The organism is Nocardiopsis rhodophaea (assembly GCF_039530945.1).
Lineage (GTDB): Bacteria > Actinomycetota > Actinomycetes > Streptosporangiales > Streptosporangiaceae > Nocardiopsis_C > Nocardiopsis_C rhodophaea.
Genome location: NZ_BAAAPC010000037.1, coordinates 1 through 17,187 on the forward strand (window position 1 = coordinate 1; position 17,187 = coordinate 17,187).

Sequence of the window (17,187 nt, forward strand, 5' to 3'; positions counted from 1 at the left end):
CGTCCCACACCTTCTCGTGCAGACACCCCGCAGCAGCAGCACCGAAGTCCTCGGCAGTGGCATTCCACCCACGCACCACGGTGTCGTACTCCTCCACCGACAACAGAGGGATCCGCCCAACCTCCTGCTCAGGACTGGCGGCCAGACTGCCCAGAAGGGCCCGGAAGTGCTCCAAAAAGCGATTGACCGTGGACTCGTCGAACAGGTCGGTGTTGTAGTCCACCGAAACGAGGAACCCGTCATCGCCCTGAGCGACCATCCACGTCAGGTCGAACATGGACCACCGCCGGGGAACCGTCACCGGCTCGACCACCAGCGAATGCAAATCGATCGGATCGCTCTCACCGACCTGGAGCCGGTTGCCGGCCCCCACCGCGAGCGGCGCGAGCCCCTCCTTATCGAAGGCCTGCGACCGCTGCATCACGAACATGGTCTGATACAGAGGCGAGTACGAGGAATCACGCTCGGGAGCCAGACGCTCCACCATCTCCGCCATCGGGAAGTCCTCGTGCTCGAACGCCCCGAGAACCGTCTCCTGCACATCCTTGAGCAGCTCCTCAAAGGACATGCCAGGACGGAGATCAGCCACCATCGGCAACGGATTAATAAAATAACCGACCGATCGATCCAGTTCGCTGCGGCCGCGGCCGGATACGGGAGAACCGACGATCACTCGTTCCTGTCCGGTCTCCCGGTGAAGGAAGAGCTGGTAAGCGGCCAACAACACGACGAAAGGCGTCACCCCGTGGCGTGCGGCCAGGTCAGTGAGCCCGTCGGTCAGGTCCTGGGTGAGCCCGAAGACGAGGTTTGCGCCGTGGAAGGTCTGCACCGCCGGCCGGGGACGGTCGGCAGGCAACGCCAACACCGGCAGATCCCCCGAGAGTTGGTCGTTCCAGTACCCCCACAACCGCTCGCCCTCTTCGCTGGAGAGCAGGTCACGCTGCCAGTCCACGAAGTCGGCGTACTCCACCGCCGGATCACCGCCGGTCTGTCCGCCATAAGCCAGCGCCAGTTCGTCCAGCAGCACCACGCACGACCACATATCCACCACGATGTGATGCGCGCACATCAGCAGAACCGGACGGCCATCAGACCGCTCGAACACCCGCAACCGCACCGGCACACCACCGTCCAGCACGAACGGGCGGTCGGCCTCGTCAGCCAGGACGGCCTCGAACTCCTCATCCACGACCCCGCGGGCATCCACGACCGCGAAGTCGACCGCAGCATCGGAGTCCACACGGAAGTAGGGGCCCTGCGCGTCCTCGCCGAAGACCGCGCCCAACAGTTCGTGCCGGGTGATCACGGATTCCCAGGCGGATCGCAACCCGTCCACGTCCAACGGTGACAGCACTCGAACCGCCGTCGCCACGTGGTAGGCGCCCGACTCATCAGCGAAGCGGTGAATCGACCACAACGCCTCCTGCCCACGCGACAGCCGCGAGGCAGCCCCCACCTCACGCTCACGCCGACGAACAGCCGGTGTGTGGTGCTCGGTGAGGCGTTGGTCCACTTCGTGGACGAGGGTGTCAAGGCTGTGGTCGTCGAAGATGACCGGGAGCGGAAGGTCGACCTCCCAATGCCGCTGAAGGAGGGATTTCAGCTCCATCCCCATGAAGGAGTCGATACCGCTGCTGCGGAGTTCGCTCGCAGTGTCGATGTCGCCGGGGTCCGTCCGCACGATCTGGGCGAGCCAGGAGCGGAGGGCACCTCGGATGGCCTCATGGCGCTCCAAGCCGTCCAGGGCACGGATCTCGGTGCTCGACGGCGGACCGAAGCGTGGGGGCAGGAGCGCGGCCGCGTCAACGGTTCGGAGCCGCACGTCGCTGAGATCGGCGATGAGATCACCGTCGGCCCCGTAGAGGTCGACGGCAAACAGGGGCGTACCGGAGTCGTCGTTCCCTCCGTCGTCCGTACGGACGGCGTGCGCCCACGTCGCGACCGCGCCGTCGCGGTGGATGCGGAACCGACCGATTCCGGCCACCTGCCAGGCACCTTCGGCCGGCGGCGGAACCAGAGTGACCACAGGTTGCAGGGCGGCTTCCAGCATGACGGGGTGCAGGCGGTACAGTCCGCTCTCCTCGGCGAAGCCCTTGGCCACCAGAGCAGCCAGGGCCTCACGGCCGTCCGGGCCGTGCCAGACGGTGTCGACGCAGTCGAGGGAGGGGCCGCGGGTGGTGCCCGCCTCGGTCAGGGCTGCGGTGAACTCGTCGTGGGGCAGTGAGGTGCCGCAGCGCCGCTGCAGCTCGGTGAGGGAAACGCGGCCACCGGGCGGTACCGCTTCGGCCGCCTCGGCTCGCCCGTTGGCATGTGCGGTGTCGAAGTCGGCGCGGAAGTGCAGCGTCCGCTCCCAGTCGGCGCGATGAATGCGCACCTCGTAGGCTCCGGCGCCGTCCTCGTGCAGGGCGGCCGACAGGTCGATGCCCTCCCGGTCGGTGTGCACGGCGGCTTCCGGGAACTCCACGTCGAGCATGGCGCCCCGGTGCTCGGAGCTGACGACCGCGTGGGCGATCTCCAGGAGCGCGGCCGTCGGCAGGACCGAGACGCCGGCCAGTTTGAGGTCCCACACGTAGGGTACGGAATCCGGGTTGAGTTCGATGTCGATTCGCTCGACGGAACGCGGGTGCATCGATCCCCCATGACTTGTGGTTCTCGCGGTGCGGTCGGGTCGACTGGTGTTCGTTGGCTCGGTGGCCGCCCGGTAGTGCGGTGGTCGGTCGCACCGGCCCCGCGGGGCCGTCCAGGCAGCGGTCGGTCAGCTCCGGCGCCCCAACAGCGGGTGGGCCGAACGCGCTCCCCGAGTCCGCGTCGGCGGTGGGGGCGGTGTCGTGTGCGGAGTCCGCGCCGTCGGCGCTGCCCGGTCGGCGGGCATCGGCAGGGTCACCGGCCAGCGGGCGCCGTGCTCGAAGGGCGTGGGCGGCAGGTGGACGAGGTCGCGGTCGTCGAACGCGTCGAACACCGCCCAGTCCAGTTCGACTCCGAAGGTGTACAGATCGCCCAGGAGGCGCAGCAGGCGGGGGCGGGTGTCTCCGGCGAAGTCAGCGCAGAACCGCACGGTGATCTCACATTCCGAGTGATCCTCGGGAAGGAGCCGTGTCCCGAGGCGCAGGGGGAGCCCGGTGGCCTCAGCGTCGGTGACCGCGGTGTCGTCCACAGGGTCGTAGGGATTGAGGGCGCCCGCCACGCAGGCGGCCGCCAGCTCGCCCGATCCGTGCCCGATGACGAGATCCGGGTGGACACCCCATTCGGTGAGCAGGGTCGCCAGGGCGTACTGGGGGCGGAAGCCGGGTGTGTCGATCGCGCCTTCCAGGCCGTCGACGATCTCACGCAGGGCGGGCAACTCATCGCAGAGCCGACGGAGCCATCCGGCGTCGGGCTCGTCATCGGTGAACTCGAAGGCGACGGTGGGTGCCTTTCCGGCGATGGCGCCTGTGGCCCTGGTGAGGTCGTCGGCCATCTCCGCGTGGTCGGCACCGACGGCGGCGATCCGATACGGGTGGTGGGCCCGCGCGGTCCGGGTGGTGTGGGCGATGTCAGCGAGGCGCAGATCGGTGCGCTCCCGGAGGAAGTCGGCGTAGCGGCGGGAGAGTTCGGCCAGGGAGCCCTCCGAGCGTGCGGACAGGACGAGGACCTCCGGCCCCTCCGGTCCGCTTCCCTCCGGTCGGCGCGCGGGCTCTCCGACGACGAGATGCACGTTGGTACCGCCGTAACCGAACGAGTCCACGCCCGCGATGCGTCCCTTCTCCGCCCACGTGCAGGGTTCGGTGGGGATCTGGACGCCGTCGCCGAGCCAGATCTGCGAGTTGAGTTCCTTCACACGGACCGGTGGGACGAGCCCGTGCCGCAGGACGAGGACGGTCTTGATCAGCGAGGCGACACCGGACGCGGCTTCGAGGTGTCCGACGGCGGCCTTGATCGAGCCGAGTCGGCATGGGGCGGGCCGCGGATCGGTGAAGACGCGGGAGAGGGCGCCCGTCTCCACGGCGTCGCCGATGGGCGTTCCGGTGGCGTGGGTCTCCACGAAACCGACGTCGGCGGGGGCGACACCGGCGTCGCGCAGGGCGCGACGGATCACGTCCTCCTGAGCCGCTCCGTTCGGGGCGCCCAGGCCGTTGCCGCGTCCGGAAGCGGTCAGCGCGGAGCCGAGGAGGCGGGCGTGCGCCGGGCCGGCGCCGTCATCGCGGCGGAGTACGACGAGGGCGCAGCCCTCGCCCCGCGCGAACCCGTCGGCGGCCTGGTCGAAGACCCTGCTCCCACCGGTCGGGGAGAGGAGGCCCGCGTGCGAGTTGGCGATGCTCGGCTCGGGTGTCAGACAGAGGTTGACGCCGCCGGCGATGGCGAGGTCGCACTCCCCGTCGCGGAGGCTGCGCATGGCCTGGTGCACGGCGACCAGGGACCCGGAGCAGGCGGTGTCCAGCACGAGGCTGGGACCGCGCAGGTCCAGGGCCACGGAGAGGCGGTTGGCGATCAGGCTAGTCCCGCCGCCGATCAGGGAGTAGATGTCCACTTCCGCGGGGTCGTCGAGGAGCATCCGGCCGAAGTCGCCACCGCCCACGCCGATGAACACGCCGGTGCGGCTGCCGCCCAGGTCGCCGGGGAGCAGAGCGGCGTCCTCCAGCGCCTCCCAGGCGACCTCCAGGACGATCCGCTGCTGGGGGTCCATCCGCTCCGCCTCGCGGGGAGTGATACCGAAGAATTCGGCGTCGAAGCGGTCCAGGTCGTCCACGAAGCCGCCGGTGCGAGAGCAGAGGCGCCCGGTGGTACCAGGGCGGCCGTCGTACAGCGCGTCAGCGTCCCAGCGGGACGGGGGCACCGGTTGGATCGCGCTGTCACCGCTCTGGACGAGCCGCCAGAGCGCGTCCGGGTCGGGCGCGCCGGGGAGCCGGCAGGCCATCCCGGCGACAGCCACAGCACGGTCGGGGGTCGCGTTTCCTCCTCGGTCCACGCCCGGGCTCATCGCTGCTCCCCGGTAGCGTCCCGCGCACACTGCTCGGTGGCCAGGTGGCGGGCGAGTTCGCGGATCGAGGGGTGGTCGTAGAGTGCGGCGGCGGGTACGGAGACGCCGAGGAGCACGGAGAGGTTGCCGGTGAACTCCGCACCGCGCACCGAGTCCAGCCCCTGGGCGCCGAACGGCTGATCGCGCTCGACCAGGTCGGGATCTAAGCCGAGAACACGGCCTATGTTCTCGCTGATCAGGGCTTCCATAGCCTGGACCGTGCCGGGCCGGACGGCGGCCGTGTCAACGGGGACGCCGGAGTTCACGGGCGGAGCCTCCGCGTGCCATGTGTGCAGCGCTTCCAGGTGGGCCGCCAGGTAGCGGGCTCGGCACGCGCCGCGCTGGATCTTGCCGCTGGTGGTCTTGGGCAGTCCGGTGGGGCGGATCAGCACCACGTCGTCGACGGCGATGTCGAACTCCTCGAGCACCCGGGAGCGAACGGCCGCCACGACCGCGGCGAACTCCTCCTCCCGGCGAGTACGCACCTCCTGGACGACCACCAGGCGTTCGCCGCCCGCGCCGCCGGTTCCGGAGGGCGCGGCGGACGTGGAGAACACGGCCGTTCCGCCCCTGCGGTTGCGCGGGTGAGCGGTGCCGACGACGTCCTCGATGTCCGAGGGGGCATAGTTGCGGCCGCGGACGATGACCAGGTCTCGGTAGCGCCCGGCGACATGGAGTCCGCCGTCGTGGACCAGGCCCATGTCGCCGGTCCGCAGGTAGCGCGCCTCGTCTCCTGGCAGCGCAGCCCGGAAGGTGCGGAGGGACTCCTCCTCGCGGTTCCAGTAGCCGTCAGGAACACTCGGTCCGGTGACCCAGATCTCACCGGGGCTCCCGTCCGGGAGGCGCTCCCCGGTGTCGGGATCGACGATGGCGATGGCGTGTCCATCGAGCGGAACTCCGCAGCCGACCAGTCGTGTGCCCTGGATGTAGGGCTCTGCGCTGTCCCAGGTGCGCTCGATGACGGTAGGGCGGGCCCCAGCGCGGGGGATGGTGACGGCGAGCGTCGCCTCAGCCATACCGTAACAGGGGCGGAAGGTCTCCGGGCGGAAGCCGCAGGGGGTGAACCTGTCGGTGAACCGCTCGATGGTCTCGGCCCTCACCGGTTCCGCCCCGTTGCACGCGTGCCGCCAGGAGCTGAGATCGAGGGCGGCGAGCTCGTCATCGCTCACCCGGTCGTGGCAGAGGTCGTAGGCGAAGTTGGGCGCGGCGACCATCTCGCCGCGGTACCTGCTGATCGCCTCCAGCCAGCGGGCCGGGCGGATGACGAAGTCGCCGGGGGGCATCAGCACGCTGTGATAGCCCATGACCGCGGGCATGAGGATGAACGCGATCAGGCCCATGTCGTGGAAGGGCGGGAGCCAGGAGACGACGGTGCTATCGGGGCGGAGCTCGAACCGCCGGTACATGTGCGAGACGTGCCGCACGATGTCGCGGTGGCGGACCATCACGCCCTTGGGAGCGCCGGTGGAGCCGGAGGTGTACTGGAGGAAGGCGATGTCGTCGCCTTCGAGCCGGGGCTCGGTCCAGGTGGCGGCGATGGCGTCGTCGATGTCATCGGTGTCCAGGACGGGAATACTCCGGGTCTCGGCGGTCTCGGTGAGCCGTTCGGCCACCGTCGTCGCGGTCCCGCCCGCGGCGAGTGCGACCGCGGCGTCACAGTCCGCGGCGATGGCCCCCAGCTCGCGCGAGCGCCCGTTCCGGCGGGGCGGGTAGCAGGGGACCGCGGTGGCTCCGGCGTACGAGCAGCCGAGGAAGGCGGCCACGTAGGCCGGGCCGGGGTCGGTGGTAAGCAGGACCCGTTCACCGGCGGCGTTCGCGCGCTGAAGGCGGGCGGCCACGCTCCGGGCCTTCAGGTCGAGCGTGGCGAAGTCGTAGACCGCCAGCTCGGCCTCACCTTCCTTGAGAAAGGTGAACGCTGTGGTCTCCGGGCGGTTGCGTGCGTGAGCACGTACTGCGGCGATCACGGTCTCTGACCCGCCGAGGGCACTGAGGTCGGACACGGGACATCCCCCATCGGTCGTTCGGGAAAGGGAGCGGCGCTTACCGGGAACCGGGGCCGAGCGGGAGCAGTACACGGTCCCGACCGCCATTGATCAGGTGGGCGGCCCCGATGTACAGCCCCAGGACCGCGGTGATCAGCGCGAAGACCCCGCCCACCAGGTCAATGGCAGGGGCGACGGCGTACTGCCCCGCGGTGATACCGGCGAACATCGCGGCGGCGAGGGCCATGAGCGCGAAGGTGGCCCGGTCGACCGCGCGCGCGGCGACAGTGAAGAACAGGGCCAGAACGCCCCAGGCGAGGGTGAAGCTGCCGGTCGCGGCGGTGACGGCGTTGCCGTACTCCGCCACGAGCGGGGGGAGGAGCCGCCAGGTGTACAGCGAGTAGCTGAGCCAGAAGGCGGCGAAGGAGGTGAAGAGCACCGCGGCGAAGTGGTCGCGTCGCTGGTGGGCCCAGATCCCGGCGGTGAACTGCGCGACCCCGCCGAAGAAGATCGCCATCGGGAAGACGGCGGTGATGAACTCGAAGGGCACCAGGGCGGTGTGGAACAGAGAGAGGAAGAAGAGCGTGGCCGAGAACCCGAGATAGCCGAGTGCGAGGTGGGTTCTGGCAAGCGGAACCGTCGGCGCGGGCGTGTCCGAAGCGGGCGGTTCGGCAGTGTCCGTCGTTAGCAGGCCGGTGGGCACAGTGGTCATGGGAATCGCCTTCCACCGCGGAACGCCGTCGCCGGTGGAACGCTGGGCGCTCCGTCACGGCGTCGTTACCTAGTTGTTCCTCATCGTTCGGTGGGGAGCCTAGGGCGGTGGAAGGCGGAGGGGAGAGAGAGGAACGGGCGCCCCGTTCTTCTCAGGTGGGCGCCTTTTCGGGGTGCCCCGCGAGGGGCGCCCCATCGTGCGCGGCAGCGGCCTTGAGCAGGGTGAGCACGCGGTGGAGCTCCGCCCGGTCCCCGGAGTCGAGGGGGGCGAGGAGCTCCTCGGCGAGCTGGTTCTGTGCTTCGTGCAGTCGGTTCATCCGGACGTGGCTGTCGGCCGTGAGCCGGAGCAGGGTGGCGCGCCGGTCCTCGGGGTCGGGTTCCCGGGTGACGAGCCCCTCGCGTTCGAGGGCGTCGACTATGGCGGTGACCGAGCGCGCGCTGACGCCGAGGTCGTTGGCGAGCCTGCCCATCCGGGCGGGCTCCCGCTCGCCCACGGCCACGAGGAGGCGGGCGCGGGCCTCGGACAACCCGATCGACGCACCGAGCAGACGGTCCGAACGCAGGCACATCTGGTGGGAGGCGTCGAACAGCAGGGCGATGACCTCACGGGCGGAGACCGTGCCAGGAGTCGTGTCCTGGGCCCCGGATTCGGCTTGACGCTCAAAAGCAGGAGTGCCCATACTTGGCATATTACTGAACCATTTCACTATCTAGAGGCTCACTATGAGACGCTCTAGGATACAACTCCTCCGAGGATGAAAGAAGAGACGCATGTCAGAGGCGGATTCGGCGCTGGTGGTCGACGGCCTGTACAAGCGATACGGGCAGGTCCACGCGGTCAACGGCCTGAGCTTCTCGGCCCCCCGCGGCAGTGTGCTCGGCCTACTCGGTTCGAACGGCGCCGGTAAGACCACCACAGTGCGGATCATCTCCACCCTGCTGCCCTTCGACACGGGAACGGTGACCGTACTCGGACGGGACGTGGTGGCCGACGCTCGGGAGGTGCGCTCCCGGATCGGGCTGACCGGACAGTACGCCGCGCTCGACGACTACCTCACCGGATACGAGAACCTGGAGATGATCGGTCGGCTCTACCGCCTCACCCGCGGCGACGCGCGTCGCCGCGCCGCCGAGCTGATCGAACTCTTCGAGCTAACCGAGGCTGGAAAGCGCCTGGTCAAGACCTACTCCGGCGGTATGCGTCGGCGATTGGACCTGGCGGCAAGCCTGATCATCGCTCCGGAACTGCTGATCCTGGACGAGCCCACCACCGGATTGGACCCCTCCAGCCGACGCACCGTCTGGGGACTGGTCCGCGACCTGGTCGACTCCGGAACCTCGCTGCTGCTGACCACGCAGTACCTGGAGGAGGCTGAGGAGCTGGCCGACGACATCGTGGTGATCGACAAAGGGGCCGTCGCCGCCCAGGGTTCCCCCGAATCGCTCAAGGAACAGGTCGGGGGTGCGCGGCTGGAGGTACACCTCGCCCCGGGAACCGAACCGAAGGTCGCACTCGGCACCGTCGAGCGCTTCGGCTCCGGGCCGGCCGGAATCGTCCCGGACAGCGGCCTGATCACCGTGCCCGTGGACAGGCAAGCGCGCCTGCTGGCCCGGGTCATCCGAGCACTCGACGAGGAGAAGATCGACGTCGCCGACGTGCGCCTGCGGGAGCCCACACTCGACGACGTGTTCCTCACCCTGACCGGGAGCCGGTCGCCCGAACCCCAGAACGCCTGAACCCGACCATCCACGAAGCCGGAGAGGCCCATGGCTACCACAGCAGAACCCGTCACCCCCGCCCATAGGCGCGCCCACGTGCCGCTGCGGGGGACCATCACCGACACCCTCGTGCTGACCGAGCGAAGTCTGCGGCACATCCCCCGCATCCCGGAGCAGCTCATCTTCGCGACGGTCAACCCGATCATCTTCGTACTGCTGTTCCGGTACGTGTTCGGGGGCGCGATCCTCACCCCCGGGATGACCTACACCAACTTCCTCATGGCCGGAATCCTCGTGCAGACCGTCGCGTTCGGCGCGGTCAACTCCGGCGTCGGCCTGGCCGAGGACATGAAGCGGGGACTGGTCGACCGGTTCCGTTCACTGCCGATGGCCCCGTCGGCGGTGCTCAGCGGCCGGATCCTGGCCGACGTGGCACGCAACTCACTGATCATCGGGGTCGGCGTGCTGATCGGACTGGTGGTGGGCTTCCGGCCCACGGCCGGGGTGGCGGGCTGGATCGCAGCGATCGCCCTGCTGCTCCTGGTCAGCCTCACCTTCTCCTGGATCTCCTCGCTCATCGGGCTGCTGGTCCGCAACGCCGAGGGCGTCCAGTCGGCCAACTACATCTGGCTGCTTCCCCTGACCTTCGCCAGCAGCGCCTTCGTCCCCACCGATTCCATGCCCACCGGCCTGCGGATCTTCGCCGAGTACCAACCGATCACCGTGATCGTCGACGCCGTCCGCGGCTTCCTCCTGCAGCAGCCGCTGGAGTGGCGCGGATGGGGGGCGTTCGCCTGGTGCCTCGTCATCGTGGCGATCTGCGCGCCGATCGCGGTCCACAGGTTCCACCACCGCGCCACGCACTAGCGTGCCGCGCGGTCTGACTCTGGCGGAGCCGCGGCCCCGCCCGGCGTACGGGCACGGGCGGACGTCCCCCTCCTCCGCGCCCGTACGAGCCCTGGCCGGCCGGGCCCCCGGCCCGCCAGGGGCGAGTCCCGCCATCGGGCCCGCCGTCCGCTCATGCGGACCGGTCGGCGCGATGCCGCCGGTCGCGGAGGCTCACCAGGTTCGGGGCGAGATGAGCGAGGTTGCGGCCGTGTGCGTACTCGGCACGGCGCACCGCCGTCGTCGCGATCCCGTCCATATCGACGTGGTCAGAGCCGAACGCGGCCACCCGTGGGTCGAGGTAGCGATCGAGACCGACCGCCTTCAGCGCCAGCAGCGCGTTGGGGCGCAACCGTGCGGAGACGAAGGACTGGACCACACCGGGCACGGACGCGTTGCGGCGCATCCGGGCGAACGAGCGCTCGCACCTCTGCGGCAACAGCCAGGGGCGTCGGCGGACCAGGGTCCTGTAGGCGGTGACCAGAGCCGGGAGGTAGAGGGGCAGCATCAGGCGTGCGCGCCCTTCGGTGGACCCGTTGCAGCGCAGGAGCGCCACGGCGAAGCGGGGGTCGCTCTGATCGGAGAGGAGGGGTTCATGTCGTGGCCGCGCCCCGGTCAACTCCGCGAAGGCCACCCGGTGCGCCTCGCGGTCGAGCCTGCGTGCGTGCAGGAGCACCGAGTCGAGATCCCACAGGACCAGGCTGTGCGCGCCGGACTCGGCCGGGGCGGACGGTCGCATGAACCAGTCGATGGGCGGCGCGTCGCGGGCGTAAGTGACGTCCTCCGGCGACAGGGGTGGTGTCGTAGCCGATGAGATGGTGGCCGGCATTGTCGGAAACTCCCGGTTCTCGTGTCGTGGCGAGCCTGGCCGCCCCATCCGCGGCTCATGGAGGGGCGACGACGGGCCGCCGGAGAAGTGGGGTATCTCGTCGCACCCCTGAACGTGTGACCCGGAGGCATCCCGGCGTGTGGGGACACACCCTAGGCGCTGACCTCGCGCCGCACCCGGTCCAGGTGTTCCAGACCCGCCAGGGTCTGGAGGTCGGACACACCGAAGTCGACCAGGCAGGCGATCTCGTCCACCCCGATCTCACGCAGCTCGCGCGCGAAATCGACGCAGCGGTCGACCGACCCGAACAGCGCCGAGGACCGGTAGTAGCGCTCGAAGGCGTGGTCGAGCAGATGCGCCCCGTCCGCCCTGGCCAGCTCAGGCCACTTGCTGCGCCACAGCGAGACCGACGACTCCAGGTACTTCCGGAAGGGCTCCCGGATGGTCGACCGCACCTCCTCCTCGGTCTCACCGACGAAGGTGTGCAGCATGACCGTGATCGTGCCCCCGTCCGGGTCGAAGCCCGCCGCCTCGCGCGCCTTGCGGTAGGACTCGATCCCCGGGACCAGGTCGTCCACCGTCTGGAAGAGCAGCGCGGTCAGCACGTTGGCCCCTCGTGTGCCGGCTTCACCGAAGTTGGCGGGGTTGGAGGAGCAGGTCAGCCAAAGGTTCAGTTCCTGCTGGACGGCCCGCGGATAGGCGGTGACGACCACCTCCTTACCTTCTCCGTTCACCCGCGTCGTCGCACGGCCCGCCCACAGGTCGCGCAGGGTGTCCATGTGGTCGAGGGTGAAGGCGCGCCGCGTCTCGTACCGCTCAGGCCGCAGAACGAAGTCATTGGCGTTCCACCCCGTGGCAAGGGAGAGGTCGACCCGGCCGCGCGACAGGTTGTCCACGAACGACCAGTCCTCGACGACGGAGAGGGGATCATGCAGGGGGAGCACGACGCTGCCGGCCCGCAACCGCACCCGCTCGGTCCGCGCTGCCAGGGCCGCGGCGGCCAGCGCCGGGTTGGGGTAGGCGCCCCCGAAGGGATGGAAGTGGCGTTCGGGGAGCCAGAGCGCTGTGAAACCGTGCTCGTCGGCGAAGCGCGCGGACTCGATGAGGAGGTCGTACTCCTTGGGCGGGTCGGTCGCCTCACGGTTGGCGAAGAAGAGCAGGCTGAAGTCCATCATTCTTCCGTTCACGAGTGCGCGGATTCGGCGAGCCCGTATCTCAGGGCCAAGGCCACCGCCTGCGTCCGATTGGCGCAGTCGAGTTTGATGAGCATCTTGCCCATGACGCGCTTGATGGCGTGGTCCGAGATGCACATTCGCCGGGCGATCTGCTTGTTGCTCATCCCTTCCACCAGCAGGGCCAGCGCCTGCCGCTCCCGCAGGGTCAGCCGGGCTCCGCGAGCGGGCGTCGACGGGGCGGCCGCCCCCCTGGACGCCGACGGACGTCCGGCGCGGTGCAGCAGCACCCGCACCATGGCCGGCGGCATCGGCACCTCACCCTTCAGGAGGCGGTGGAGGGTGTCCTCAAGCGTGCGGACCGTCAGTTCCTCTTCGAGGAGGTATCCGTCGGCTCTCAACCGGGCGGCCGAGGAGAGCTGGGCCTCCCCGGAACCGCGCATGAGCAGCAGGACCTTGCAGCGGCCGATCCGCGGGTCGCTCAGCAGAAGATCGAGCCCCTCGCCGTGGTCATCCAGGCCGACGATGAGGACGTCCGACCGCTTCGCCATGGCGACGGCGAGCGCCTCAGCGGAGCGGGCGCAGCTCTCCACGTCCTGTGCGACCTCGATTGAGCACAGCAGGGTCTCCAACCCGCGACGCACAACTTCGTTCTTCAGAGCGACGAGAATACGTACCCCGTCCACCTCTACAGAGGAGGGCGGTGCGGACTCCAGGGTCCGATTCAACATACGACCTCTATCTTCGCTCACGTGGGTTGCCATTCATCTGAGACTAAAGTTCTGGCGGGCACGCCCCTTGACGTGCGGGTACGGCAGTGAAAGCTATGCAGAGGGGGCGCCGGTGCCGACTCGCCATCCGACGGACCCGCACTTCGGACTCGGCAGGTCTGCGGAACCGGTGACCGGACTTGTCGGATTCATGGACAGGAATAAAGGTGTGCCACCATGATCAATTGACATGGCGCACACAGGTTTTCCGGTCGGAAGCGCGCTTCCAACCGGTCCGTCATCGCAACGTCAGGGCGTCGGTGCGGTCACCCTCCAGGCCCCCACCTTCGGATGTCGGCCTTTAGATGTGGGGCACCGAGTGACCTTTCTACGCCTCCCGGATCGCCGTTACTCTAACTACAGTTGACACCCTGAGGCAATGCTTAACTTCAGTTAACCCCAAGGGAGGGGAGGGTTGGAGACGTCGCAGGTCGTGAACATTTCACCTGTTCAAGAGAGGTGGTGCCTGCCCGACCATGGATGAAGTGTCCGCAAGCGGCCACTGGAGCCTGGCCAACAAGTTGAACTTGCTGTTCGACACCGTGCGCAGCCCCGACGGGAACAAGTTCAGTGATCAGGAGGTCGCCGCCTGGATCACGGAGCACTGGGACGAATTCACCGAGGCCGATGAAGGCCACAAGCGGCGGGGGATCTCCAACACCTACATCAGCTACCTTCGCAGGGGCCTACGAAAACAAGTGTCCGCGAGCATCGTGGTCGGGATGGCACGCTTCTTCGGTGTCGACCCGCGCTACCTACTTCCTGGAGGCGATCAAGACGGCTCGGTCCACGAACAGGTTCTTCTGCTCCGAGACATGAAGGCGGTCGGGCTCGAGGGAATCAAGATGCGCAACGCCGCCACCGGAGAGGCCACCTCACAGCTCAAAGTGATCCGCTCACTCCTTGCACAGGTCGCCTCCGAGATCAACAATCTGGAATCGGCGTACGCGGACACCGGAACACCGGGGAAGGAACCGCCGGAAGAAGACGACCGAACGAAGCAAGGACGGTAATCGACTTTGCCGGCAATGCTGATCCCGCTCGCCGTTCTTTCTGCTGCGGGAACGAAATTATGGGGAACATATGGACTCAGGAGTGTTTATTAGAGGCCGGAGGCCCACTGCGGCCCCCTCTGAAAATTCGGGGCACACGACATCGGTTTCCGCTTCGACCGAATGGGAAGATTACGAGGCCCTGCTGAACGAGATCGACCTGCCGTCCCCCTTCACGGTGGACGCCATGGTCGACTCGGTTGCCGCCCACATCGGCGGTGTCATCCGGATCCGCGACATCCACCTGGAAGCCGACGCCCCCTGTGGGTTGTGGCTCGCACTCGGGAAGATCAACTATATCTTCGTGGACGCCCGGAGCCACGTGCACCGCGACCACATCATCCTGCACGAGCTGGCCCACATGATCTGCGGCCACAACCACGGCCAGACGGATCTGGCCAATTTCCTTCCCGGAATCGACCCCGGTCAGATCCGCTCGGTCCTCGCCAGATCCAACTACAGCGACCAGCAGGAGGCGGAGGCGGAGATCATGGCCACCGTCATCGCCCGGCACAGATGGGACCGTGACATCGCCTCTCTCGATGACGCGGATTCCCTTTCCCCGCTCGAGCGCGCCCTTCGGTAGCCGGATGGACAGCACCCGCCTCGCGCTCACGGTCGAAGTCGTCACAGTCATCCTCCTCTGGGCAGCCGCGATCTGGTGGTGGTCCCGCCGCACCAAGGGGCATGGGTGGTTATGCACCGCACTGACCGCCTATGCGTTCACCGCCACGATCCGCATTCCGCCTCTCTACATGGGGGCCGAGGCCCTCATCGGCGTTCCCCTCGTCGCCACACTCCTGATCCAGGTCGGCCAAGTCGTCATCCTCGCAGCGATGTGGGAGGCGTTGAGCACCCGCATTTCACAAGGGCGAGCAGACCTGTTCCGATGCTGGCGCATCACCGCGGCGGCCCTAACGCTGTTCTCCATGTCCGCGCTGTTCCTTCTCGGTTATCTGACGCAGCAGGAGCAATGGCCGGCCACCGATTTCGAACTGCGTTTCGCCCTCGGCCCCGCCCCCCTGGTCGGCTTCCTGTGGATCTACGGCATCTACGACGCCGTCGCGCTGCTCGCCTGCATCGTCCTGAGCCTCAAGCAGGCGTCTTTGGCGCAGTTGTGGTCGGCCCGCATCGGTCTGGCGCTCACCTGCGTCGCCTACACTTCGGCACTCGTTCTGCACACCTGGACCATGTTGGTGTACGCAGGGGCCTTCGAAGAGCAGAAAATGCTCGTTCAATATGCGGGGAACATCATCATCAAGGGCGGTTTCCTGCTCGTCATCATGGGGATGTCGGCGCCCGGCCTGACCGCCGCACTGACCCGTAAGATCGTGACCTGGCGCCAGAAGCGCGACCACCGCCGCCTCGAACCTTTCTGGCTCCGCCTCTCTGAGGCCGATCCCGACATCGTCCTCCTTCCGCCCCGCTCTCTTCCCGACCCCTGGACGCAGCTGTACCGGCGGACGATCGAGACCTGGGACGGCATTCTCGCGCTGGCCCGTTGGGGAGCGGACGATCTCGAACTCCAGGCCCAGCGCCACTGCCCGCCGCTGTGGCGCCGACCGCGCCGCCGCTACGAGGCCGCCCTGGCCGCCATCTGCATCGAGGCCGCCATCCAGAGAAGAGCCGCAGGATTCACCGGCTCCTCCGAACCCAAAAAGCTCTGGCAGAGCTCCAAGAGCAGATCATTCGACGCGGAGCTCAAGTGGCTGGTCGCCGTGTCGCGCGCCTGGGCCAGCCCGTCGGTCCGACGCGCTGCCACCGGCCTCGCTCAGGAGAGCGCCCCGTTCGTTTCCGCCGATCGGCCCAGCCATCCCGCTCCTTGAGCGGGCCCCACAACCGCTTCCGACGCAAAGGTCCCCTTCATGACTTCCTCCCGGCCTGTGCTCCGTTCCTCCCGCCGCCCTGCGGGCAAGTGGCTCCGCAGTTTCCGCCCGGCCGCCTCTCCCACGGGCAGGATCATCGCCCTGCCGCATGCCGGAGGCGCGGCGAGCGCCTTACGCTCCCTCGTGTTCGCCTTGCCGGAGACGGTCGACGTGCTCACCGTCCAGTACCCCGGTCGGCAGGACCGCTCGTCCGAGCCCCTCATCGACGACCTGAAGACGCTCGCCGACCACGTCGCCGATGAAGTCGCACCTCTGGACGACCTGCCCCTGAGCCTCTTCGGCCACAGCATGGGCGCGACGGTCGCCTACGAGACCGCCTCCCGCGTGGAGCAGAGGGGAATCGAGGTGACCGTCCTTTTCGCCTCAGGCCGCCGTGCCCCGTCGATCCAGCGCGACGGCAACGTTCACCAGCGGGACGACGAAGGCGTGATAACGGAGATCAAGAGCCTCGGCGGCACACAGAGCGCTCTCCTGGAGGATCCGGAGATCACCGATCTCTTCCTGCCCGTGATCCGGGCCGACTACCGGGCGGTCGAGACCTACCGTCACGCTCCCGGCACTGTAGTGAACTGTCCGATCTCCGTCCTGTACGGCACATCCGACCCCCTCGTCGCCCCTGACGAGGCCCAGGCGTGGAGCCGCCACACCGCGGCGTCCATAGAGGTCCACCCTTTCTCCGGCGCTCACTTCTACCTGGACCATCAGGTGGAGGCCGTCGCGAGCCTCATGGCCGACACGTGCTCCCGACTCTCCCGATGAGGTGAGGCCGGAGGCCCTCATCGGATGGTGCGCGGTGCAGCGGGTCGGCCCGTCCCGCTCATCCACGCCGAACCGGCCGCCCCCGGAGCGCCGCCCCCGGACCGCGTCCGGACCAGCGCGGGCCCTCAAGCGAGGGGGCTGCCCTCCTCCGTCCTGGAGAACGGTCCCCGCCCGCCAGCCGGCCCGCCAGTCGACCGGTCGGCCCGCTCGTGCCCGGCTCAGGGTGAGGTGCCCCGAGGTTTCCGGACAGGGACCCAATAAGATGGTGGGAATTCCCCAAGGCCGGGTAGTTGGCGTTCCGGAAGCTGTCAAATCAGTTGAGACGTTCTATGCCGCGTGTTCTCCCAGGTCGGAGTTGCTGCCCTCGCCCTCGGGGCGGGGCGGGTTGATGTGGACGGCCTCCGGCAGCGGCGGCGGTAGGGGCAC

14 protein-coding genes are annotated in these 17,187 nt (G+C 68.5%); 6 read left to right on the forward strand and 8 right to left on the reverse strand.

Features of this window, described 5'->3' with window-relative positions; all coding sequences use genetic code 11:
* The 5 genes from ABD259_RS25265 to ABD259_RS25285 all read right to left on the reverse strand — a co-directional run.
* The coding region (locus ABD259_RS25265; RefSeq protein ID WP_344165721.1) for a condensation domain-containing protein at positions 1 to 2,629 on the reverse strand (2,629 nt) is incomplete at its 3' end.
* Between the two features lie 126 nt (positions 2,630 to 2,755).
* Positions 2,756 to 4,957, reverse strand: a complete 2,202-nt coding sequence (locus tag ABD259_RS25270; RefSeq protein ID WP_344165724.1) for a type I polyketide synthase — start codon at positions 4,955 to 4,957, stop codon at positions 2,756 to 2,758.
* On the reverse strand, positions 4,954 to 6,996 hold the full coding sequence (locus ABD259_RS25275) for an AMP-binding protein (RefSeq protein WP_344165727.1): 2,043 nt from the start codon (positions 6,994 to 6,996) through the stop codon (positions 4,954 to 4,956). The genes ABD259_RS25270 and ABD259_RS25275 overlap by 4 nt, the downstream gene beginning before the upstream one ends.
* A 40-nt stretch (positions 6,997 to 7,036) precedes the next feature.
* Positions 7,037 to 7,690, reverse strand: a complete 654-nt coding sequence (locus tag ABD259_RS25280) for an acetate uptake transporter (RefSeq protein ID WP_344165730.1) — start codon at positions 7,688 to 7,690, stop codon at positions 7,037 to 7,039.
* A gap of 151 nt (positions 7,691 to 7,841) precedes the next feature.
* Positions 7,842 to 8,369, reverse strand: coding sequence for a MarR family winged helix-turn-helix transcriptional regulator (locus ABD259_RS25285; RefSeq protein ID WP_344165733.1), 528 nt, complete (start codon positions 8,367 to 8,369; stop codon positions 7,842 to 7,844).
* A gap of 91 nt (positions 8,370 to 8,460) precedes the next feature.
* Here ABD259_RS25285 and ABD259_RS25290 point away from each other — a divergent pair, with 91 nt between their 5' ends.
* The gene (locus ABD259_RS25290; protein WP_344165736.1) at positions 8,461 to 9,426 is read left to right on the forward strand and encodes an ATP-binding cassette domain-containing protein; all 966 of its coding nucleotides are present in this window, start codon (positions 8,461 to 8,463) and stop codon (positions 9,424 to 9,426) included.
* Between the two features lie 30 nt (positions 9,427 to 9,456).
* On the forward strand, positions 9,457 to 10,275 hold the full coding sequence (locus tag ABD259_RS25295; protein WP_344165739.1) for an ABC transporter permease: 819 nt from the start codon (positions 9,457 to 9,459) through the stop codon (positions 10,273 to 10,275).
* A gap of 151 nt (positions 10,276 to 10,426) precedes the next feature.
* Here the strand turns inward: ABD259_RS25295 and ABD259_RS25300 are convergent, their stop codons facing one another.
* From ABD259_RS25300 to ABD259_RS25310, 3 genes are all read right to left on the reverse strand, one after another.
* Positions 10,427 to 11,122 (reverse strand): HAD family hydrolase, encoded by a 696-nt coding sequence (locus ABD259_RS25300; protein ID WP_344165742.1) that lies wholly within the window; start codon positions 11,120 to 11,122, stop codon positions 10,427 to 10,429.
* Between the two features lie 152 nt (positions 11,123 to 11,274).
* Positions 11,275 to 12,309: a MupA/Atu3671 family FMN-dependent luciferase-like monooxygenase gene (locus ABD259_RS25305; RefSeq protein WP_344165745.1), complete on the reverse strand. Its 1,035-nt coding sequence runs from the start codon at positions 12,307 to 12,309 to the stop codon at positions 11,275 to 11,277.
* Complete coding sequence (locus ABD259_RS25310; RefSeq protein ID WP_344165748.1) at positions 12,306 to 13,025, reverse strand: response regulator transcription factor; 720 nt, start codon at positions 13,023 to 13,025, stop codon at positions 12,306 to 12,308. The genes ABD259_RS25305 and ABD259_RS25310 overlap by 4 nt, the downstream gene beginning before the upstream one ends.
* A 515-nt stretch (positions 13,026 to 13,540) precedes the next feature.
* Here ABD259_RS25310 and ABD259_RS25315 point away from each other — a divergent pair.
* The 4 genes from ABD259_RS25315 (at position 13,541) to ABD259_RS25330 (ending at position 16,761) form a co-directional block, all read left to right on the forward strand.
* Positions 13,541 to 14,077, forward strand: coding sequence for a hypothetical protein (locus ABD259_RS25315; protein ID WP_344165751.1), 537 nt, complete (start codon positions 13,541 to 13,543; stop codon positions 14,075 to 14,077).
* A gap of 226 nt (positions 14,078 to 14,303) precedes the next feature.
* Positions 14,304 to 14,702, forward strand: coding sequence for a hypothetical protein (locus ABD259_RS25320; protein WP_344165753.1), 399 nt, complete (start codon positions 14,304 to 14,306; stop codon positions 14,700 to 14,702).
* Between the two features lie 4 nt (positions 14,703 to 14,706).
* Positions 14,707 to 15,942: an MAB_1171c family putative transporter gene (locus ABD259_RS25325; protein WP_344165755.1), complete on the forward strand. Its 1,236-nt coding sequence runs from the start codon at positions 14,707 to 14,709 to the stop codon at positions 15,940 to 15,942.
* 39 nt (positions 15,943 to 15,981) lie between these two features.
* The gene (locus tag ABD259_RS25330) at positions 15,982 to 16,761 is read left to right on the forward strand and encodes a thioesterase II family protein (protein WP_344165758.1); all 780 of its coding nucleotides are present in this window, start codon (positions 15,982 to 15,984) and stop codon (positions 16,759 to 16,761) included.
* The last annotated feature ends 426 nt before the right edge of the window (positions 16,762 to 17,187 follow it).